12 protein-coding genes and 1 tRNA gene are annotated in these 20,757 nt (G+C 55.6%); 5 read left to right on the forward strand and 8 right to left on the reverse strand.

The features are described from left to right. Window position 1: 1 nt before the first annotated feature. Window positions 2-76: transfer RNA gene (locus tag LGH70_RS20340), tRNA-Val, on the reverse strand. 271 nt (window positions 77-347) lie between these two features. Here LGH70_RS20340 and LGH70_RS23680 point away from each other — a divergent pair. Next, complete coding sequence (locus tag LGH70_RS23680; RefSeq protein WP_262905421.1) at window positions 348-1,274, forward strand: TerB family tellurite resistance protein; 927 nt, start codon at window positions 348-350, stop codon at window positions 1,272-1,274. Window positions 1,275-1,354: 80 nt separating this feature from the next. On the opposite strand, the gene LGH70_RS20350 is transcribed toward LGH70_RS23680, so the two are convergent. Together LGH70_RS20350 and LGH70_RS20355 are read right to left on the reverse strand one after the other, a co-directional pair. Next, window positions 1,355-2,500 carry a mechanosensitive ion channel family protein gene (locus tag LGH70_RS20350; protein ID WP_226189533.1) on the reverse strand — a complete coding sequence of 382 codons (1,146 nt, stop codon included), beginning with the start codon at window positions 2,498-2,500 and terminating at the stop codon, window positions 1,355-1,357. A gap of 106 nt (window positions 2,501-2,606) precedes the next feature. After that, window positions 2,607-3,836 carry a Glu/Leu/Phe/Val dehydrogenase dimerization domain-containing protein gene (locus tag LGH70_RS20355; protein ID WP_226189536.1) on the reverse strand — a complete coding sequence of 410 codons (1,230 nt, stop codon included), beginning with the start codon at window positions 3,834-3,836 and terminating at the stop codon, window positions 2,607-2,609. Between the two features lie 238 nt (window positions 3,837-4,074). On the opposite strand from LGH70_RS20355, the gene LGH70_RS20360 reads away from it, so the two are divergent. Beyond that, window positions 4,075-4,383, forward strand: coding sequence for an ArsR/SmtB family transcription factor (locus LGH70_RS20360; protein ID WP_129922283.1), 309 nt, complete (start codon window positions 4,075-4,077; stop codon window positions 4,381-4,383). A 284-nt stretch (window positions 4,384-4,667) separates the two neighbouring features. Here the strand turns inward: LGH70_RS20360 and hemA are convergent, their stop codons facing one another. Beyond that, a complete protein-coding gene (gene hemA / locus LGH70_RS20365; RefSeq protein WP_226189539.1) occupies window positions 4,668-5,939 on the reverse strand; it encodes a glutamyl-tRNA reductase in 1,272 nt (423 codons plus the stop codon). Window positions 5,940-6,300: 361 nt separating this feature from the next. On the opposite strand from hemA, the gene LGH70_RS20370 reads away from it, so the two are divergent. Then, on the forward strand, window positions 6,301-7,509 hold the full coding sequence (locus tag LGH70_RS20370; protein WP_226189542.1) for a sensor histidine kinase: 1,209 nt from the start codon (window positions 6,301-6,303) through the stop codon (window positions 7,507-7,509). A gap of 2 nt (window positions 7,510-7,511) precedes the next feature. Here the strand turns inward: LGH70_RS20370 and LGH70_RS20375 are convergent, their stop codons facing one another. From LGH70_RS20375 to LGH70_RS20385, 3 genes are all read right to left on the reverse strand, one after another. After that, entirely contained in the window at window positions 7,512-8,612 is a 1,101-nt protein-coding gene (locus LGH70_RS20375) for a lipocalin-like domain-containing protein (protein WP_226189544.1), read from the reverse strand. Window positions 8,613-9,260: 648 nt separating this feature from the next. Then, window positions 9,261-14,837, reverse strand: a complete 5,577-nt coding sequence (locus LGH70_RS20380) for a DUF6443 domain-containing protein (RefSeq protein WP_226189547.1) — start codon at window positions 14,835-14,837, stop codon at window positions 9,261-9,263. A 63-nt stretch (window positions 14,838-14,900) separates the two neighbouring features. Next, window positions 14,901-18,464 (reverse strand): RHS repeat domain-containing protein, encoded by a 3,564-nt coding sequence (locus LGH70_RS20385; protein WP_226189549.1) that lies wholly within the window; start codon window positions 18,462-18,464, stop codon window positions 14,901-14,903. Window positions 18,465-18,930: 466 nt separating this feature from the next. Between LGH70_RS20385 and LGH70_RS20390 the strand changes: the two genes are divergently transcribed. Both LGH70_RS20390 and LGH70_RS20395 read left to right on the forward strand, forming a co-directional pair. Beyond that, a complete protein-coding gene (locus LGH70_RS20390; RefSeq protein ID WP_226189551.1) occupies window positions 18,931-19,788 on the forward strand; it encodes an XRE family transcriptional regulator in 858 nt (285 codons plus the stop codon). Window positions 19,789-19,868: 80 nt separating this feature from the next. Further along, window positions 19,869-20,108, forward strand: coding sequence for a hypothetical protein (locus tag LGH70_RS20395; protein ID WP_226189553.1), 240 nt, complete (start codon window positions 19,869-19,871; stop codon window positions 20,106-20,108). A gap of 39 nt (window positions 20,109-20,147) precedes the next feature. Here LGH70_RS20395 and LGH70_RS20400 read toward each other — a convergent pair whose 3' ends face one another. Then, window positions 20,148-20,669, reverse strand: coding sequence for a hypothetical protein (locus LGH70_RS20400; protein ID WP_226189555.1), 522 nt, complete (start codon window positions 20,667-20,669; stop codon window positions 20,148-20,150). Between the last annotated feature and the right edge of the window lie 88 nt (window positions 20,670-20,757).

The raw sequence follows: 20,757 nt of genomic DNA on the forward strand, positions 1-20,757 counted from the left end.
GTGGGAGATACTGGGTTCGAACCAGTGACCCTCTGCTTGTAAGGCAGATGCTCTGAACCAGCTGAGCTAATCTCCCGGGTCCCGTTTGGGAATGCAAATATGGTAGGTCGTTTTTGATTACGCAACCATTTGCCCAAAAAATCAAGGCAAAAAATCTTTTCAAGGGCGCGGATAGAGCGCAAGTATTTTACTGTCAGAGTATTCAACAACTCAGGCTGCAGCTGATAAGAAGGGCTGTTGGGTGGTCAGCCTACCCGTGGGCCACCGCTGATTGTTGGGGTTCAACCTAATCGGCCGGTTGCCGTTAAGATTTTCGGTTTGTGTTCTCACCCTTTCTCTCACTACCCATGAACGATACCCAACTTCTGCAGAACTATTCCGATCAGGAAAAAGCCGCTTACTTAAGTGTTATTGCCAGCCTGGCCTCGGCCGACCGCGAAGCCTCACCGGCAGAGGTGGAGTTTTTGCAGCAGCTGGCCCAAACGGCTGGTCTTTCGGGCGGCGCTACCCAGCAGGTACTGACGGCCGCCAAGGATGCCTCCAACGAAAGCATCAAGCAGAACCTCGACGCTTTGCGCGGCAGTGAGCTGCGCTTTTCCCTTATTACCGACCTGATCAGCTTTGCCCGCGCCGATGGTGCTTACTCCAACACGGAAGAGGAAATGGTAAACAAAATGGCTGCCTACCTCGGCGTTAACCAGCAGCAGACCAAGGCTCTGGAAAGCGTAGTAGACCAGGCCGCGGCCGTACCCCACGACCCCAATGACCCCGGCAAGCAAGGCTTCCTGAGCGGCATCACCGATAAGCTCAGCAGCGTAGGCATTCCGAAAGGTGCTTTGATGGCCGGCCTGCTCGGCGTGGTAGCGCCCATGGTTATTTCGGGCGTGATGAACCGTGGCGGCCGTTCGGCGGGCATGGGCGGCATGGGCGGTGGCCTGGGCAGCGTACTCGGCGGTGGCGGCACCATGGGCGGCCTGCTCGGCGGCGCTATGGGCGGTAGTTCGATGGGCGGCTTGCTCGGCGGCCTGCTCGGCGGCGGTCTGCTCAGCGGTATGATGGGCGGCGGTGGCAGCACTGGTAGCTACGGCAATATGCCCCAGCAAGGCTCCCACGTGGGCGGCGGCGGCTTAGGCTCCCTCACGTCTATTCTGGGCGGCCTGGGCGGCGTGCCCGGCTCGGCTCCCCGGAGTGCCGGCGGTGGCGGCCTGGGCAGTCTGCTCGGCGGTGGCGGCGGCATGGGCTCGTTGCTCGGCGGCCTGTTCGGCGGCCGCTAGGGGCAGCCCAGCAAAACTGATAGAAAAGCCCCGGCAGATTTCTGCCGGGGCTTTTTGTGTGTGCTATGCGCGCTAATGCCTTACAGAATGTGCTGCTCTGGTGACTGCAGACCCCGCAGCCGGTCGACGGCCGGAATCTGGACGATGGTTGTGCCGCTGCTGGCAAACGTGCCGCCGTGCTTTTCCACCAGCTCCACGAGGCGGTAGTTCAGCTCCTCCTTCACATTCAGGTACTGGTCGTAATCCGTAGTTTCCACGAAGTACTGCACCGTGACTTCCTTGGCGGCGGGCGTAAGGGCCGCAAACTTGATTTGCACGTCGTTGCTGGTCAGCGGGTACTCCTGAATGGTGCGCTGGGCGTCCTGCACAATTCCCCGCAGCTGTTCGCTGTTGGTGGCATGGCTCAGGGCCAGCGTGAAGGTGACGCGCCGGGCCGTGCGCAGCGAGAGGTTGTCCAGGGGCTTGTCAATCATGGACTTGTTGGGCACCGTGACGTAGCTCTTCTCGGCCGTGCGCAGGCGCGTGCTCCGGAAGCCCACCTTTTCTACGGTGCCCGTCACGTTGCCTACTTCCACCAGGTCGCCCACGGCGAAGGGCCGGTCGAGGAAGATGGTAAAGGAGGCAATCAGATTTTCCAGGCTCTCTTTAGCGGCAAATGCCACGGCCAGACCGCCAATGCCCAAGCCGCCAATGAGGGCCGTGACGTTGACGCCAAACACCCGGCCCAGCATCACCAGAAAAGCAAAGGTGAGCACCAGCACTTTCAGCAGATCCTTGGCGAAGGGAATCAGCTGGTCGTTGAGGCGCGACACGCTGGTTTCGGCCCGGCGCCGGAATACCAGCTCCAGAAAGTCAACCAGGCGCAGGGCAATCCAGGCCATACCGAAGATGATGCCCAGCTGATACAGCCGAAACAACGCCACCTGGGGCCAGGGCTGGTTGCGCGTCAGCTCGGAGCTGCGCACGGGGTAGTCGAGCACCTGAAACGCCAGATACACCGTGACCAGAAACACTACAATGGATACCGGCTGAATCAGCAGGGCTTGAAACTGCAGCTCGCTCACGCCCTCGGTGCGCCGCCGGATAAAACGGAATACCAATCGGGACAATAGCTTGGAGAGCAGCGTCTTGAAGGCGTAGCCAAACAGCAGGATACCCAGGCACGTGAGGTAAGCGCCCAGGTTGTTGCCCAGAAAGCGGATGTTCAGAATTTCGTGCAGGTTCATGAAAGGAATGTGCGGAATGTGGCTGAATAGGAGAAAGGTGAGAAGTGGACGTGCGTCGTCAGTGCGTGCACATTAAGCTCTTACAGCCACATTTCTCCCATTTCAATTAAACCAACTGGCGCAGGGCCATTTCAAACGATTTCTGCGCCACGCCCGTCGTGCTGTCGCCCTGCTGGCGGGTGCGCTCCAGGGCCCGGCGGATAATGCGCGACGTGTCGCCGAAGATGGCCTGGTCGGTGATTTCGGCGTTGGTTTCCATCAGGTAGGCAAATACCCGGGCCATGCCGCAGTTAGCAATAAAGTCGGGGATAATGCTCACGTGCTGATCGGCGTACTCACCGGTGGGGCCGAAGAAGATTTCGGGGTCGGCAAAGGGCACGTTGGCCCCGCAGCTCACCACTTCCAGTCCGTTCTGAATCATCTGCTCGATCTGGTTGCGGGTAACGAGGCGTGAAGCGGCGGCCGGAATAAAGATTTCGGCGCCCGAGGTCCATACCTGCCGGTCGATTTGCTCGAACGACAGCAGGTTGTCGGCCGTCAGGGCGTTGCCTTTGCGGTCGAGAAACAGCTGGCGGATTTCGGCCAGCGAGAAGCCTTCGGGCTTGAGCAGGCCCCCGGCCCGGTCGATGATGCCGGTGATGATGGCGCCCTGCGTAGCCAGGTAGTAAGCGGCGGCCGCGCCCACGTTGCCCCAGCCCTGAATGATGGCGCGCTTGCCGCGCACGTCACGCCCCCCCCACAGCTCGTAGTAATGGCGCACGGCCTCGGCCACGCCGTAACCTGTGATAAGGTCGGCAATGGTGTACTTACGGCTCAGCTCGGGCGTGAAGGCGGCATCCTCAATCACCTTGATAACACCCTGGCGCAGCTGGCCCAGCTTCTGAATCTTCTGGGGCTCGGTGGCGCGGTAGTGGCCGTTTACGATGCCTTCCTGGGGGTGCCACAGGCCGTAATCTTCCGTAATCGGAATTACGTCGTGAATTTCGTCCACGTTCAGGTCGCCGCCGGTACCGTAGTAATTCTTGAGCAGCGGAATCACGGCGCGGTACCAGCGCTCCAGCACGCCGCGCTTGCGGGGGTCCTGGGGGTCGAAGTTGATGCCCGACTTGGCCCCGCCGATGGCCGGGCCCGACACGGTAAACTTCACTTCCATCGTTTTGGCCAGGCTCTCCACCTCACGCTTGTCCAGGCCTTTGCGCATGCGGGTGCCGCCGCCGGCCGCCCCGCCCCGCAGCGAGTTAATTACCACCCAGCCTTCGGCTTCGGTTTCGGAGTCCTTCCATTCAAAGACAATTTCGGGGCGCTTGTTCTCGAATTTGGCCAGCAGGTCTTTCATCAGCAGCAAAGAAAATAGTGAGGTGGGTGGGAAATAATGCCCAAAGGTAAGCAGCCCTCGGCAAGGGGATAGAGTCTTTGGGCTCCGTTAATAAAAAGCCATTTGTGCTAACAGAATTACCGGTTTAATCAAATTTTCTCCGCAAAATCCTCGGGAAACGGAACTCTTGGAGCCAGGAATATCGTATTAAGCATATTCCTGCCCGACCCACCCGCAGGACCACCGTTGTAACATCCTCATGAAACCATTACTCTCGCGCGTAGAATCCAAGAAAGTAGATAAGGCCGCCGCCATGCTGAAAGTATTGGCTCACCCCAAGCGCCTTGCCATCGTCGACCTGCTCGGCAAAGAGGATAAAATGACCGTAACGGAAATCTACCGTTCCCTTGATTTGCCTCAAGCCATTGCCTCTCAGCACCTGATTACGCTGAAGGACCGCGGTATTTTATCTTCGTTCAAAGTAGGAACCAAGATTTATTACTCCCTCTCGATTCCAAAGTTGCTCGACGTTATTGACTCGCTCGAAGACTGCTGCGACTCGCTGTAGAACTCCAGCCGTTTTTTCCGCCGAAAAAATGAAAAAGGACCGCCTCATGACGGTCCTTTTTTCGTGGGCAAAGGTTTAAGGTGCGAAGGTGGCGGAATGTGCTGATGTGCTAATGCTCGTGTCATGGCGAGGCGTAAGCCGACGCAATCCGTCCTCTGAAATGGACGAAACCTGCTACTGTGAAAAGCCCTTTCCTGCTCGGGCGGGAAAGGGCTTTCTGGTCAAAGGGCAGGTCGTACTGCGCAGAGGGCGGCTGGAGTTCGTGCCGCTCGCAACGACAGTAGTTACGCGTGGGTCGTCTGGTTTTCCAGGTCGAACAGGTCGGTGAGGACGTCGATGAGCTGGTCGGCCTCGCCGCGCTTGCAGGCGGCTTTAAGCTGCAGCACGGGCTGCTTGAGAATCTTTTGCATCAGAGAGCGGGTCACCTCATCCATGCGCTTGGCTTCCTCGGGACTCATCTTTTTCTGGAAACGGTCCATTTCTTCCTGCCGAATCTGCTCCAAGGCATTCTTCAGCTTCTGAATCGTGGGCGAAACCATCATTTCCTTGGTCCAGTCGGCCAGGCTGGCAATACTTTCGGCAATGATGGCCCGCACGTGAGGCACGGCAGCCAGGCGCTGCTCCAGCGCGGCCGAGGCTTTGCTCTGAATTGTGTCGATATTATACACCAGCACACCCGGCACGTTCTCCACGTCGGCCTCGATGCTGCGCGGCACCGAGAGGTCGACAAAGAACTTATAGCTGAGCACATCCAGGCGTTCCACCATCTCGCGGGTGAAGAAAGGCGTGTCGCGGGAAATCGAGGAAATCACCACGTCGGCATCCTTCATGCCCTGCACCAAGTCCTCGAACTCCAGGATCGGCAGGCTGCACTCGGCGGCCAAGGCTTCGGCTTTGGTACGGGTGCGGTTGCAGAGCGTCACGTCGGTAAACGACTTGCTGTCGGCGAAGTGGCGGCAGACATCGGCCCCGATTTCACCCAAGCCCACCACCAGTACCCGCGGGTTGGCAATATCGGCGGTCAGCTCTTCTACCAGCTCCAATGTGGCGTAAGACGTGGAGGCGGCGCCGTCGCGGAAACTGGTTTCCTGCTGCACGCGCTTGTTGGTGAAGAAGATGGTGTGCAGCAGGCGGTGCAAAAACGGCCCGGCGGCATCCTCATCGGCCGACCACTGGTAAGCCTGCTTCACCTGGTTGCTGATCTGCAGGTCGCCAACTACCTGGGCATCGAGGCCCATAGCCACTTCGAACAGGTGCTGCACCGACTCCTGGTAGGTGTCAAGCACATCGAAGTAAGGGAAATAGGCCGATACATCGCCCAAGCCCTTGAGCTGACCAAGCGCCTCAATAACGGCGGGGCTTTGGTCGCGGTCGGCGGAGTAGTAGATTTCTGTACGGTTGCAGGTGCTGAGCACGAGTAGGTCGGTGAGGCCTAGGTCGTGATGGAGGGCGTGCAGGAAGCGGCGGCAGGCGGCCTCGTCCAATGAAATCAACTCCCGAATTTCGAGTGGTGCTTTCTTAAACGATAGGCTAACAGCCTTAAATGGATGGAGCATAGCTGGGGCTACGGCGTATTGTAGAAGGCAAAATTACGGCGTAAATCGGTAGTCTGAAACAGTTGCCAGCCCCCAGAGGTTCGACAGAAACTGAAGGCAAGCAAGAAACCCGCCTGACTGGCTCAGAACGGCATGTTGTACGGAAGGAAGCTGACAAAAATCATTTCTTTGAGAATGAATATTTGGCGGCTAACTCGGGTAGCGCGCAGCTTCGGTTGCCTGCCCTCGGTATACAGTAGCGGCCCCGGAGCCAGCCACTGCCCAGAACCCCGGCCGCGTTCCACCGTTAGGAGCGCACACGCGCCGGTACCGCCGGCGCTGCTTACCTTCGCCTAGGAGCCCGGCTCCGTTATGACGCTTCATGGCCTTTTTCTCCTTCTCCCGGCAAGTGCTACCCATCTACGACCAAAAATCCCGCATCAAGCTGGGCATCCTGGCGGGCGCCATCCTGATTGCGGCGGCCACGGTGGTCTATACCAACGTGCTGGTAAAGCGCCTCTCGGAGCGGGAGCAGAAGCAGATTGACCTCTACGCCAAGGCGCAGCGCTTCATCATTAACTCGGAGGTCGACTCGAATACCAACTTCGTGTTCGAGGAAATCATCAACGCCAACACCACGATTCCCATCATTTTCACCGACGGGGAAGCCAACATTCTGGGTACCCGCAACGTGGACATTCCCAAGAACGTGTCGGAAAAAGTGGCCCTGGCGTTTTTGCACCAGGAAATTGCCGTCATGAAGCTGCAGCACCCGCCCATTGTGGTGGAGCTAGGGGCCGGCCTGCGTAACTACATCTACTACAAGGACTCGCAGCTGCTGACCCAGCTACGCACGTATCCGCTGGTGCAGCTGGCCGTTATTGCCTGCCTCGGCGTTATGGCCTACTTCTCGTTCAGCTACTCGCGGCGGGCCGAGCAAAACCGCGTGTGGGTGGGCCTGGCCAAGGAAACGGCCCACCAGCTCGGCACTCCGCTCAGCAGCCTGATGGCCTGGCACACCTACCTCAAAGACTCGGACAAGTGGAAGGACGAGCCCATTGTGGATGAGCTGGGCAAGGATGTGCGCCGCCTGGAAATCATCACCGAGCGATTCAGCAACATCGGATCGGTGCCCGTGCTCAAGGACGAAAACATCCTGCAGGCCACCAAAAACGCCATTGCTTACCTGCAAAGCCGGGTGTCGAAGAAGGTCATCTTCGAAATCAAGACCGACCTACCCACCGACACGCCCGCCCAGATCAACGTGCCCTTGTTCGATTGGGTAATCGAGAATATCTGTAAGAATGCCGTGGATGCCATGGACGGCAAAGGCAACATCACGCTGCACCTGCGCCGGGCCGCCAAAGGCAAGCAGCTCATTGCCCTCGATATTACGGATACCGGCAAAGGCATTCCGAAAAGCAAAGTGGAAACGGTGTTCCTGCCGGGCTTCACCACCAAAAAGCGGGGTTGGGGCCTGGGCTTGGCGCTGGCCAAGCGCATTATCGAAAACTACCACCAGGGCCGCCTCTACGTACGCTGGTCAGAGGTGGGCAAGGGTACCACGTTTCGGGTAGTGCTGAACGGCTAAGGCTACTTGGCCGCCGCTGCTGAAGTAGCCTTACGTGCCGCCGCCGGGTCGCCCGGATTGGTGATTTCCACGTAGCTGTTGCCCGTCACGGGCTTACCGTTGTGCGTGCCTGTAACTTTGCACATTCCTTCCCAATAGTTGAGGTTGATGGCCTTGAACAGGCGCAGGTTCAGCTCCTGGTTGGGTATCACGGGCTCAATCAGCAGGTCGTAGCCCTGGCTCGGAATCCGCAGGCGCCACTTGATGGGGTAGCGCTGCTTGGAGCGAGGGCTCTGCCAATAGGCCAGGGGCTCGAGCTGAAAGTCGGAGCTGACCAGGTGGGTATTCTGATTCTGGGCCGAGTAGTGGGAGCCGCCACTCAGGCTTTCCCCGGTAATGTTGTTGCGCAGCTGGTAGGCCATAATCTCCTCCCGCGGCTCATCGAGCTGAATGCTGAGCCAGTCCCAGCCGGAGTCCTTGCTCATCACAGCGTTACAATTCCACTGCCGGTCGTACCACAGCTCGCCTTCCACCTGCCGCTGCTGGCCGCCCACCTCGATAGTGCCGGCCGTGGCCAGCCGGGTATAGCTGTAGTAGCCGGCCCTGGCCACGGTGCCATACTGCTCGTAACCGGTGCCGCCGTGCAGCAGCACCGGTTTCGTAGGCGTCGTAATCAGGTTGATGCCGTGCCCGGCGTGGTCGGCCATGGTAGCCTGCAGGTGGTAGCTGCCTTCCTGCCCGGTCAGGCTCCAGCGCTGGGCCTTCTTCTGCATAGACAGGTTCAGGGGCAGCGTGGTGGGCAGCAGCGTTGGCAGGCTCTCGACCTTATAGTCGTAGCGGAACTGCTTTTTCTGTGGGTCCGTCAGCGCGAAGTTCACCATCTGCCAGTCCTTCTTCCCGGTAGGGTTGAAGTGGAAGAACACATACTCTACCCCGTACACTTCCCCCGTCGCCTTGTCTTTCAGGTGCCCGGTGAAGTACCACCACTCAAGCGAGTTGCGCAGGTGGGGTGCTTCTTCCTGGGGTAGTACCGCTTGGGCCTGATATACGTCGAACTTGTTGGTCGGCTTAAAGGCGCAGGCATTGGCAAAGAGGAGCAGGGCAAGGAGCAGCAGATTCTTCATACCTCCGAAAAAGGATTTTCGGGGGTAAAAGGTTTAGTAGTAAGTTCTACAATATTTAAATTACAGCGGTAAGGACCAATATTTACTTTTACTGTCTTTTACTAATATTTTCTTGAAGTCCAATGAATGTTTCACCTGGACTTGATAAAAGCCTTGGGGTAGATTAATAGTTTTAATGAGTCTTATGCTATTCGTGTTTATTTTGTATATTTTCAAAAAATTTTTCAAATCAGTGCTCTCTGATTCGTTAAATGTGATAAATTCATTATTTATTGTGAATGGTTCGCCGTACACTAAGTATTCTTTGCATGAGTTTCTTTTGTCTATTATAATATAATTATTTCCATTGTATGATTGTTTTTTTATTACATGAATTAAATTGTTTTTATCTAGGTTTTTTAGATAACTATAAACTGTGAAATTGTCATTTGATGAATTGTCATAATATGACTTGCATTTTGGAATATATATTCTATTTGCTGATTTTCTTATTGATGCTGATTTGTATTCATTTGTAAATACTTTTCCTTCCATGTATTCGTGGGCTGTTATGGATTGAAGGTTGCCTTGAGTATAAATGTTCGTTATAATTGGGTTAGCGTTATTAAAAGTGATTAACACTAACAAAAAATATTTTGTTTTCATGATTTAGTCTTTTTTATGAATTGTTATTGTGGGTATAGTAACCAAAGGTGATGGTTGGCGTGGGTATGAAAAGCCAGAAAAAACGTTCATTTGCCTGATGACTTGTACCTTGAAATCTTTTACTCCAGACATTGATTTATTGAAATCTTTCCAATCTGATGGTGAGATTAGTAAACATCCAACCGAAATTCCACTTTTACCACCCGATATTGCTCCAGCAAAACCATTTTTGTTCGTAGTATGAATAAATATCCCGTCTTTATAGCCTTCGCCATTTGTTTCTGTTTGAGATGGTATAAATGGGTTTAAAGCTCCATCTAACATTCTTACATGGCCTCTATTTGCTAGAGCCCAATTTGATGTCAAAGCGCCACTTTTACCTTTACTGTCATAATTTCCATTGTAAGTTCCTTCATCAATAGCGCCGAAGGCATTGGCATCTGAACTCATTGTATAACCTGTATACGTATGTATATCATCTTTGCCATTTGGGCCGTATACAGTCACTGATGCAGTTATAGCCCCGTTCCCATCAATATAGCCGGCTTCTCCCTTACTGTTGGTACCTAGCCGTTCATACCTAGAACCATTAAAAACGACGGCCGCCTGTGTACCTGTTATAGTAGTACTTTGGCTTTTGCCATCCTTGTCTTTGTACTTATGCTCATATTTGTTCCCGTTTTGCCAATGCCAGCCAGCATCAGTTGCACCTTGCGCTTTATAGTAAAACCAATCCTTGCCATCTAGATCGACTAAAAGCAAAGGGTTGTTCGCTACAAAGTTATATGGAGTCCAAGAGTAATACTTTTCACTCGATAAATCTATAGAGTGCCATCGACCCAATTGGGCATCATACATCCTAGCTCCGTAATCCTGCCAGTTCAAGCCGAGCTCTAATTGTTTTTCCTTACCAGTATACTGAAATTTATTCTCTAATGCACCACTACTTCGCTCAATACCAGCCAGATTCAGCCCCCAAGGGTCGTAGTGATTCTCTTGAACGAGCAAAGTAGGGTTATACTTCACTTCTACATCGTCGAAGAAGACGTCAACGTCACTGTCGTTGCCTACATAGGCTTGCACGTAGCCATCGGTGGGAGCCACAATGCTGAGATGAAGCGGCTCGTAGCTATTAAGAGCAGCACTGGTTAGTTGCTGGGTGCGGTTGTCGATGAGTACAGAATCCTTATTGAAGACCAGCAGGCGCACATAGCCTTTGGGTATGCGGCCGTTCTGCTGTAGCAGAGGTAACATCGAGAGGCTCAGGCCCAGGAAAGGCAGTGGCTTGAGTTTATGGGACAACTCGGGGCCTTGAAAAGTAGTTGACTGGTTTTGGAGCAGGCTCGCCACAAAGCTGAGCAGGGAGAAGGTGTAATTTGCATTCCGGACTTCCTGCGTGTACATGCCTGGAGCCATTATATGCACGGTGTCGCCTTTCTGCACCCGCAGCATTTTGATGGGACCGAGGGGCTGACCAAGTGCGGCATTGAGGCGAGCTACATACGAGCCGGTGCGAGACGCCATACCTGCGTAAAATCGGGTGCTGACAATACTTACGGAATCAAACTGGTGCTCTTCGCGGCGAGCTACGGCAGCGGGCGTAGGCTCCATGGTGGCGACGTACGCTGCTGAGTCGCCTGAGCGGTAGGCTACGCGCAGGTTACCCAAATGATCTTTCAGGCTGAATTCACGGGAGTAGCGCACCTGGGGTTGGCCGGCATTATCCAGATTGACAAAGCGCAGTACCCGACCCTCAGAATGGGGGAAAAACCGCAAAGAGTCCTGCTCATACTGGAAGCTACCAGCGTAATCGGTTTGCTGCACCGGCTTACTGCCCTGGTACACTAGCTTGCTAACTTTTTGGCCAACAGCAGTATAGTGAAATACAATGGAGTCGTTGCCGAAGGCAATGCGCTGGGGCAGATTCAGGTGATTGTAGGCAATGTTGGTGATGCCTTTGTTGTAGTCGGCTGTCAGGTTGCCATTATTATCGTAGGTATATTCATTCTGCGTGGTGCTGGTACTGGCATCCTGAAAGTCTCCCGCCAGAGAAACCGTCCCTGCTTCCCTGGAGCCGGTCGGTCGAATGGCATCATTGACGGAGGTCAGCTGGTTACCTTGGTAGGCATAGGTCAGCTGGTCAATGGTTCCATATTGTTTGGGAGTGGTGCGGGTGGAAGCGGCTACCAGGCCGTGACGGTGCATCGTGAGTATATTACCGTTTTCGTCGTAGCTCACGTAGTGCAGTCCATAGTTCTGCTTTTCCGCCGTCCAGGCGCCCGAGGCGGCGCGGGCTACAAAGTCACCTTGTAGTAGGCGGTTGCCGCTGTCGTAGATGTAGCCGTAGGCGCGGGTAATGGTATCGGATTTGCTGCGCCATTTCTGGCCTGTGATGTTGCCGTTGTACTGGCGGTAATCACGCGTGAAGCCATAGTTGTAATACAGCTCCATGCCCCACAGGTCATTAGGGTCACGCTGTGCCACGTTGTTCAGATGGGTCAGCCAGCCGCGGATGTTATACTGGTAATCCAGGCTTTGCTTGCCCAGTCCCAACTGCTTCTGCCGAAGCTGCCCGAGCTCATTGTAGCGCAGCGTAGCCAACACCGTAGGCTGAGTCTCGCCGCTTAGTTGCTGGGTATTGGTCAGTAAGCGGCCAGCGTGGTCGTAGGCAAAGCTTTCGGCAATAGTTACGGGTATGGGTAGGCTCCGTGGGTCGGAATGCACGGAGTAGCTCTTTAGTACCTTGCCCGCAAAGTCAACCTGTGTTGTAGTGATATCTTCGCCGCCCCGGGCATTGGTGCCACGCACTTGAATAGGGCGGGAACGGGCATCATAAAAGCTGGTGGTGGTAAGCCAGGCACCTGCCGCCGACTCCGGCACGTTCAGCACCCGCACTTTGGTGCGCGTCACCTGGCCTGTAACCCGGCTGTCAGCCTGCGGAACCGGACCGGTCGTAAATTGACTGTTGTACTGTGTGTCGTAGGCTGCGTCGGGAGTATTGGCTATATCGTTATCGAAGTTGTAGTCGTCGTAGTACGTCACGGTCAGCACCTGCGGCTGGGTAAATAAGCTGGTCGAGGCTAGTTGCGGATACGATTCGGAGAGGGTGTAATAATGCGGCCCGGCAGCAGTGCGGTTTTCGTGCTGGACCAGCGTGCGGCCGGCTTCGGCCTGCAGCGAATCGCGGCCGGCATTCCTCCGGCACAGCCCCGTCAGGATGGGCCGGCCCAGGGCATCATACTTCGTAAACGCCCACTGCTGGCGGGCACGTTGCACTGCATCCTGACTCAAAATAACCCGGTCCAGCTCGTCGTAGACCAGTTGGGTTTCGCCCTGGGTTCCCGGAATTTGCTTGGCGATGATGCGGCCCCGGCCATCATAGCGGTAGCCAAACAGTAGCTGCTCAATTGCCGGCGACATCTGCCAGTTTTGAGTACGTAGCAGTACTTCGGCTTTGGGGGGCAGCACAAGCCGCAGATGGTTCAGGTAGTCAAAAACATAATAGGTATCGAGCCACTGAGATGCCTTGCCGGGAATGGTGCTTTCTACCCGTTTCAGTATTACCTGGCCCTGGCTGTCCTGAAATTGAAGCGTGCGGGCGTGGTTTTCGTCTCGCGTTTCCTTGACCCATAGCTTCCCTGGACCATAAAAGCCTGGGCGGTATATGATGGGCGTTCTATCCCAACGGCTGCCGGTATAGTTATACACGTTTTCCGAGCCTGTGTTGGGGTGTTCGTTTAACACAACTACATGATCCGTAGCCATTTGCCAGGCTTCACCCGGTGCGGCCTGGGCTACAATTTTATTTAGGGGTGAGGCATCAAAGGCGGTTTCGGTGTACGGCACTCCAGTACGGGCAAGGCCTTCCGTAGGGGCCCCGCGCCCAACGGGAGCATCGTGGTAGAACTCATATTGCTCCCGCAGGGCATTGGGCCGGTAGTCGCCTAGTGCTCTTGTGCTGTTGGTGGCGGTGTATGGCAGGTAGCTCTTGGGCTGGCGGCCCAAAGCATCATAGGCTATGGGCTGCACAATGTCGCGGCGGAGCGGCGACTCCTGCCGTAATATAGTTTGGATAGGTCGCCCCAGGCCATCCAGATAATCAGTTTTCACCTGCACCGAGTCGACATTGGTGCGAACCAACTGCCCGGGATTGGTAATAGCCTCTCGGGCGCTGTAGGTCCGAACATAATTGAGCTGCAACGAGTCGGGAGAGCCTGCGAAGACCGGTGGAATTAGGGCTGCGGTAAGGGTATACCCCGTGTCGCCATTTACGGGCAGGTTCTCGGCCAGGAGGTTGTAAGGCGCTACTTTCACGTACTGTGGCCGCGTATACAGGTACACAGGGCGGCCCCAGCGAGTAACCCAGCTATTCCAAACCCGGAGTCGGTAGAGGCCGGCATCAGAGGTAGTAATGGGAGCCAAGGTCAGTAGGGTATCCTGGCCTACCGGCAGCTCCCGGCCTGCAGGAACGTCGACCCAGGCACCACCTATTTGCCGTTCCCACTGGTAGTGGTTGCGCTGCCCGGGCATGCTACGGTGCAATATTTTCGTGGTTCCCGCCAGGCACTTGATGGTATCAGCAGGCCGGGTCAGCTGAGGCTCGAATTCAAATTGCTGCGGCCAGTGTACACCAGCGGCCTGGTAGTTGGCTTCAATGGAGCCAATCGTTAAATAATTATACTGTACTAAAAGAAAGCCGGGAATGGTTGCCTTACCAGCCCAGGAGGGAATCGACGTTAGCTCGTTATGGCTCAATCCCAACCAGTATAAGCGGGGCGCGGCGGTGAAAGATTCTGGCAACGCCCCGGTGAACTCATTGTGGCTCATATCCAACTGAGTGAGGTTCGGACACGCGCCCAGGCTGGCCGGAATTTCCCCCCTCAGCTTGTTGTGGTCGAGAAAGCAGTATGTGAGGTTGGTTAGATAGCCCAGCGAATCGGGCAATGAGCCCGTCAGTAAATTATGCCGAAGGTCTAGCGTGACCAAGGACGTAATGCGGCCCAGGGCGGCTGGCACTCCTTGAGTTAACCGATTATCGGACAGCAACAGGTAATACAAGGGCAGGTTGCCTATTTCTGTCAGAATACTTCCCCGGATCTGATTGGAGCTGAGATTAAGTACTCTTAGGTTCCTGCATAGTCCGATGCTGGCCGGAATCTGGCCCCTTATCTGGCAGTTACTGAGGTTTAATGTTGAGAGCTGGGAATGTCCAAATCCATCTGGAATCGGCCCCCCTAGCTCGGTGTTTCCACTAAGATTCAGATGCTGTAAGCCAATTAAGAGTTGGATACTGGCAGGCAACTCTCCCACAAGCTTATTGCCGGGTAACTGAAGGCTGATAATATCATAATCATTGGCCTGCACGCCATACCAGGTAGCGGCCTCCGCTACGGTAGTACCATCGAGCCACCGAGTCTGGTCAGTCCATTCGGGCCCGTTGGTAGCATAATAAAATTGGTGCAACACCCGAAGCTCAGTGGAATCAGGGACGAGGCCTTCGTAGCGCTGCGCCTGACCAGGGCGGCTATAGAGTACGAACAGGAGACCTAAGAACACGAATACGGCAGAAAATGAGGACATACGCATACAAGCCATAGATTTAAATGGGAGCGATAAAACCAGAGTAATTAGGAGGGTAAATGCCTACGGGCGGGCGTAGTGGTACTCTTGTTGGGTTAGAATATTACCTGCCTCGTCGCGGGCGCGCTGCAATCGACCCAGCGCGTCGTACTCGTAGCTGGTGGTGCGCCCGGCAGCATCTGTTTGCGAGGTAATGCCGATAAGAGGCGCGTGCGTATAAGTCGTGAGCTGTGCGCCCACCGGATGCAGCCGCACCTCATCGAGGCGTATCGGCTGGCTGGCTTGGAGCCCTAGCGTATTCTGAGCGGCCGAAAGATTCAAGGTGTAGGTATACTGCCGGAAGCCATTGGTATCAGTTGAGCCTCCGGCTTGGCTGGCACTGATGGGTGCTAAAGCGCTGTTCTGGTAAACATCGGGCCTAGCGGTGGCCCAGAAGGAAAGCTGATACGTACCCGCAGGCAGCGAGTCACGGGTGACTGCAGTGGCCAAGTTGTAACACCAGTTGCCGGTACGGCCACCCGCGACTATACCAGCCGCAGAATAGTGCCACCGCCCCGCGCTGCCAGGCTCGAAGCTGGTATAGGCCAGCTGGTCGTAGTTGGCATTCACGGCTCGGGCAATGGGCAGCGTCGCCGAGTAGCCCCACAGGAAGCTTTGCGCACCGGCCCGGTTCTGTCGGGCCTGTAGAATATTGCCCAGCTTATCGTACCGCTCATAGGCCAGGGCCGGCCGGTAGTGGGAATCCTGCCGGAATTGTCCACCGCTGATGGAGGAGGAAGCAAAGTCGGTGGCCGGAATCGGGGATGCCAGCTGTAGCGTTAGGTCCTGGCTAGGTAAGCCCTGCTGGTAGTAGGCTAGTTTGCCGTCGGTAACATAAAGGTTTATACCCTGCTTCAGCCATTGCTGCTGTTCTATTAGCTCGCTCAGGCGGTGCTGGCGAGCCAGCGTGCGGATGCCAAGCGCCACGGATGTGGCGGCCTGGGTTGTGTCATAATCCAGCGCGTAGAGGTGCCGAGTCATGAGCGTGTCGCCGGTGCTGTTCAGGGTCTGCACGCGGGATATTTGGGCATGCCGGGGGTTATCGTAGCTGAAAAACGTTTTAGTGAGCCGAAAATTGGTTGTGTCGGCTTCGTTGTAGAAATACTCGTCTTTCTGATTGACGTAGGACCATACCGAAACGTACTTGAAGGATTCAATCAGGAATTGAGCGGCGGTCAACTCCAAAAAGCTCCAGCTACCCGCTCCTCCGGCCGGCTGCATCGATTCCGGGCGTTGCACGAGGATATTCAAGCCGATGGCATGCGTTTCGTTTGGTTGGGAAGCCGGGGTGTAGTTAGCGCAGTCTTCGCAGCTAAAGTCACTGGGCGGGGTGTAGTGGTGGGTATAATGGTTGATAACCCGGTGTAGCGGCTGATAGCCCGTTGCAGTATTCCAGCTATAATCTGTCGTTTGCAGGGGCAGTCCGCGCTGCCAGTCTAGACTGGTAGTAGGCGTGAAAGGGTAACCGCTGTATAGTGCATAATCCTGGGCCCAGGAGAAGGTATGATGCGTCATTCCATGCTCGCCGCTCTTGTCCTTAAACACCTGCACCGAGGTATAGCCGGTGCTACCGCCCTGCACATTACTCAGGGGCAATATGCTGCTCGACGACTGAGCCTGATAACGGCACTCCCGGTCAATAGCTTTCGGGTAATCCTTGTTCCAGGTATACTCCCTGGATTCGTACGAATAGGTGGGAACGGATAGTACCCGGCCACTGGATATAGTAGAATCCTGCACCGGGGCGTAGCGGTAGCGCTGCCGGATCGGCTCTTTCTGGTAAGAATCCGCAAAACTCCGAATTTCCCGTATCCGCAGCCCACCCGACATGCGGTTGGTCGCGGGCATGACGCGCGGTACTTGGCAAGTGTAACTTATGCGGATGAAGTCCTCGGGGCAGTAACCGTAGGTAGTAGCCGTCAGCGTGTACTCGCCCGGTACTAGCGCCAGTGCTTCCGTAACGGGTCTCTCTCCATTGTAGCCGAAAGAGCGGGAGTAGTTATTAGGGCCTACTAAATTTGGTGAGAACTGCGGAGAGTTCTGAGCTTCTCGAAAGCCACAGCCAGCTTTGTAGGTCACTTGAATCGATTGAAAATCAACCCCAGCAGGTATGGTAAAGGTCTTTTGCTGAGGATATATTGAACTTGGAGAAGGAGTAGAATCATCTGGTCGGCCCGCGAAAAAATTCACCGGCACGACCACACTATCGACGGTGAGGGTTGCCCCCGGAATCGGGTAGGTATTGGGCTCGAACTCGTATTCCGTCCAGCCGCCCGTGGGGTAGCGCAACGACTTGATAATACCGACCTTCATGAAATCGGCGTTTGGGCTCCGGTTGCCGCCCTGGTAAAATCCTTTGTCGGGCTCGGCGGGTAACAGCATATTTTGTCCGTTGAAGAAACCCCAATGGTCCTGCCCTTCGCTCAGGCGGTTGGGCATCGGAATGGCTTCATTGTACTTGATAATATAGCCTGGCTTGCCACTTTCCGTCACACTGAGCAGCTTCAGCCGGTATTCATCCGGCAGGGTTCCTGCCGGGTTCCAGTCACATTCTGATTTGGCCTGGGTGGCGTTGAAATAGCTAAATCCGAGCGTAAAGCTGCGTACGGTATTGCCCTGGTGCACTCGTATCTGTTTCAGCGCTTTCGCCTTTGCCAAATCAAGCCGCGTGCAGGAGCTGTACACGAACTCTACCAAGTCGCCCCGGCTGGAACGGATGCTTTTGAGCTGTAGCCCAGCCACGCGGGTAACGCTGCTCGTAGAAGTAGATGGTTTATCAACGCACGCGCTGGCACTGTTTGCCTCCTTGGCAAATGTGCGGTAACGCGTGTAGCTTCCCAGGTTCGCATAGCCGTACGTAATGGTGTCGTAGCTAAGCGTGATGCTTTCGTGGGTAGGGGTTTCTACCCGGGAAAGGTAAAATACCGTCGATTTGGGCTCGTAATCATCCTGATAGTGGAGAGGGGCACCCAGCTTGGTAATACTCGTAGCCGCTACTTCGACATGCTGAAAGTAGAAGCGGTTGCCTTTTTCGTCCGTAATGGTATAGCCTTTGGCCCGCTTAATTTCCAGCGGCTCATAGGGCATGGTGTGGGCCTTGCCGTTTTGCGTATGGAAAAACTTTCCGCTTCGCCCGCACATGTTGTAGTAGAATAAGTCGGGCTGCGTGTCAAAATTAGGCCTCATCATCCACGGCGACTCACCTACTGGCGTGCCGGTAGCCGACATGCAGAACTTGTAGTCAGGTGTGTGCAGCAGGGGAACCAGCCGATGGTCGATGGGAATAGGATTGGCGCCATACACATAGCCGCCGCCCCCGAAATCATCTTTTCCCATGATGGTCGACGAGATACTGCCGCCCGCCTGCAGGGCCCAGCCTAGCCCAACCGAGCTGGCTATTTCTGAAACCCGGACGCCTGCAGCATGATAGTTAAGGCTGATAGGCAGCGACACGCCCCGCAGCTTTACTTCATAAATAGGAATCGTAATACTAGGAACACCCGTGTACAGGCTGACCGGCGTTTCTGAGAATTTACCGAGAGCAGCGGCTTCCGGGGGCGGCGGCGTGCCACCGGTCAGGCGGTCCATCGTTTGTGCCGATATCAGCTGCGGTAACAGCCAGCAAATAAGTGCTATAAGCCAGGCATAGTGCCCGGTTCGCAGCCGGGAGGAGAGGAGAAGTGTGGTCATAGGATAGTGATATAGGGACAGACTGATTCAGCCTAGGGCCTGTGCCGTAGGAGAGCTGCGCAAATAGGTAGGTAGTAGCGGGAGCGGCGAGAGGAGTAAGCGGTGCCTTGCTGGCCAGGCAAAGCGTTAAGGAAGTATGAACACTGCCCGCATAAGTCGCCAAGAGTGGCGCTATCGGCAAGTGAGAAGCAATGGAAAAGGCCTCGGTTAAGAAGACCTTTTCAGATATGATACCTAATTAGCGCAGTAGCAATACTTGCATCGGGCAGTAGGGATAAGCATATTTGTTATGAGTAGAGGATACAATCTTATTCAATAAATGAATAGTATCCAAATTTTGCATTCTTTTTTTGAATAAATTTCAATGGATTGGATTCCGGCCAAGCTGCGCACGATTCGCCAGGAATTCAAAATGACCCAGCTGGAGCTGGCTCAGGCCAGCGGTTTGTCCCAGCGCGACATCAGCCAGCTGGAGAATGGCCGCAAGGAGGGACTGCCCAAAGAGTTTATTCAATTTCTGCATAGCCGGGGCGTTGATCTGAACTGGCTCTTCACCGACCCAGAACAGGGCGTGGCCGATTTGGTCGGTTTTTCAGGAGCCCCCCGGAAATATCTGGCGGAAGAAAACCAGCCCCAGCCCGCCCTGGTGCAGGAAGACAGGCCCTCCGGCTATGGAGCCCGCAAGCAAGCTGTTGCGCCCATACCTGCCGCTGCCGGCGCGGCCACTCTGAGCATGGTGAGCAGTGAGGCGCAGAGCCACTACCCGGCGCGCTACCTGGACCCGGCGTTTTATCGGAGCCTGCCGGTATTCACGCTGGCGTTGCCCGAGGTGCAGCAAGGCGTATTCCGGTGCTTTCAGCTAGCTAGCGCCGAGATGCTGCCCGCCTTCGCGCCCCAGGATTGGGTTATTGCCCGTGCCGATAACCTGGCCGCGCCGCTTGAGAATGGTGCTGTATACGTAGTTGTAACCAACGCTCAGGTGCTTGTGCGGCGGGTCTTTGCCCACCCCGAACAGCGGGGCAAGCTGGTGCTAAAAGCCGATGCCGCTGGCTCTGCTGATGCAGTGGTGCCGCTAGCCGATGTAGTCGAGCTATGGAGTGTGCGCGGGCGGCTGAGCTTTCAGGTGCCCACCAGTGGCGTGGCCGAGCAAAAAACCACTTCCTTGGAAGCCAACCTGCAGGACCTGCTGGCGCGGGTGCAGCGGCTGGAAGCCGGCAAGTAGCCGGCCCGGCAGCACCCGAAAAAACGTCGGGGCCGCCTGCAAAAAGTGACCCTGGCTGCGGCAGCTGCGTTTACTAGCGCATGCAGTACTTCCACGATACCCTTATCCGGTGGGGCTTTGAGCTACAGCGTCCCGGCTTCTACAAGCGCCCGACCAGCGCGGCCCTCGGCGGCACCATGTTCTGTACCACGGGCGAAGACGGGCGCCCCCGCAAGATGCTGCTCTGGCAGCGCGGCCGTATCCTGGTACAAGGCGACGTGGTAACGCTCGACGCCCTGGAACAGGTGCTACGGCGGGTGTTGGGCCCGGCCGTAGCATAAGGGCAAAGCGGCCCGCCGCCCGATACGGCCCTGGTTGGTTTAGCGGCTGGGCTTCCAGCCCGCAGGTACCGGCTTTTTTCCTTTGATATCAAACGATTTAAAGCCCTTGGCAACTTCCCGGTTGTTCTTGCTGAAGGAGTGTTGCACATAGGCCGTATCGGTTGGGTTTTCTACGGAAAAAACCACGATTCGCGTCTCCTCTACGGTGTCCCCTGCCAGCACCAACGGCACGGTATAGATAGAATAGTAGCGTTGACCGTTCGGGTGATACTCGTGCCAGTACGACTCCTGGGAGGACTTGCTGGGGTTGAAATCCGCCATCAACTGGCCCGTGCGCGTCAGCCGCTTCCATTTCCCGTACGGATTAAAGCTGTACTTGCCGTCGGGTGTGGGCAGCACCCGCAGCGGCCCTTCGTCATAATAGGTGCCCAGGATAGCCGGGTAGGATTTATGAGTTTTCTCGACTACCTCTCCCCGCTGCAAGGCCGCCCGCTCCTGCCTGGTCAGATGCCGACGATATTTGCCATCTTCATGGTCGGGTGATAGACTGCGGAAAAACACAAAGCCGCTGCCCCCAAAGCAAGCGCAAGTACTATGGCAATCGGCCAGTTATCCATTATAAAGTAGTAAAAACAGCCTCAAATATAGC

Origin of the sequence: Hymenobacter nitidus (genome assembly GCF_020447315.1) — a bacterium.
Taxonomy (GTDB): Bacteria; Bacteroidota; Bacteroidia; order Cytophagales; family Hymenobacteraceae; genus Hymenobacter; species Hymenobacter nitidus.

Excerpts from the sequence above, each read along its gene's own strand:
- LGH70_RS23680 (WP_262905421.1), top strand. The coding sequence starts at position 348 with ATGAACGATACCCAACTTCTGCAGAACTATTCCGATCAGGAAAAAGCC.
- LGH70_RS20350 (WP_226189533.1), bottom strand. The coding sequence starts at position 2,500 with ATGAACCTGCACGAAATTCTGAACATCCGCTTTCTGGGCAACAACCTG.
- LGH70_RS20355 (WP_226189536.1), bottom strand. The coding sequence starts at position 3,836 with ATGAAAGACCTGCTGGCCAAATTCGAGAACAAGCGCCCCGAAATTGTC.
- LGH70_RS20360 (WP_129922283.1), top strand. The coding sequence starts at position 4,075 with ATGAAACCATTACTCTCGCGCGTAGAATCCAAGAAAGTAGATAAGGCC.
- hemA (WP_226189539.1), bottom strand. The coding sequence starts at position 5,939 with ATGCTCCATCCATTTAAGGCTGTTAGCCTATCGTTTAAGAAAGCACCA.
- LGH70_RS20370 (WP_226189542.1), top strand. The coding sequence starts at position 6,301 with ATGGCCTTTTTCTCCTTCTCCCGGCAAGTGCTACCCATCTACGACCAA.
- LGH70_RS20375 (WP_226189544.1), bottom strand. The coding sequence starts at position 8,612 with ATGAAGAATCTGCTGCTCCTTGCCCTGCTCCTCTTTGCCAATGCCTGC.
- LGH70_RS20380 (WP_226189547.1), bottom strand. The coding sequence starts at position 14,837 with ATGTCCTCATTTTCTGCCGTATTCGTGTTCTTAGGTCTCCTGTTCGTA.
- LGH70_RS20385 (WP_226189549.1), bottom strand. The coding sequence starts at position 18,464 with ATGGACCGCCTGACCGGTGGCACGCCGCCGCCCCCGGAAGCCGCTGCT.
- LGH70_RS20390 (WP_226189551.1), top strand. The coding sequence starts at position 18,931 with ATGGATTGGATTCCGGCCAAGCTGCGCACGATTCGCCAGGAATTCAAA.
- LGH70_RS20395 (WP_226189553.1), top strand. The coding sequence starts at position 19,869 with ATGCAGTACTTCCACGATACCCTTATCCGGTGGGGCTTTGAGCTACAG.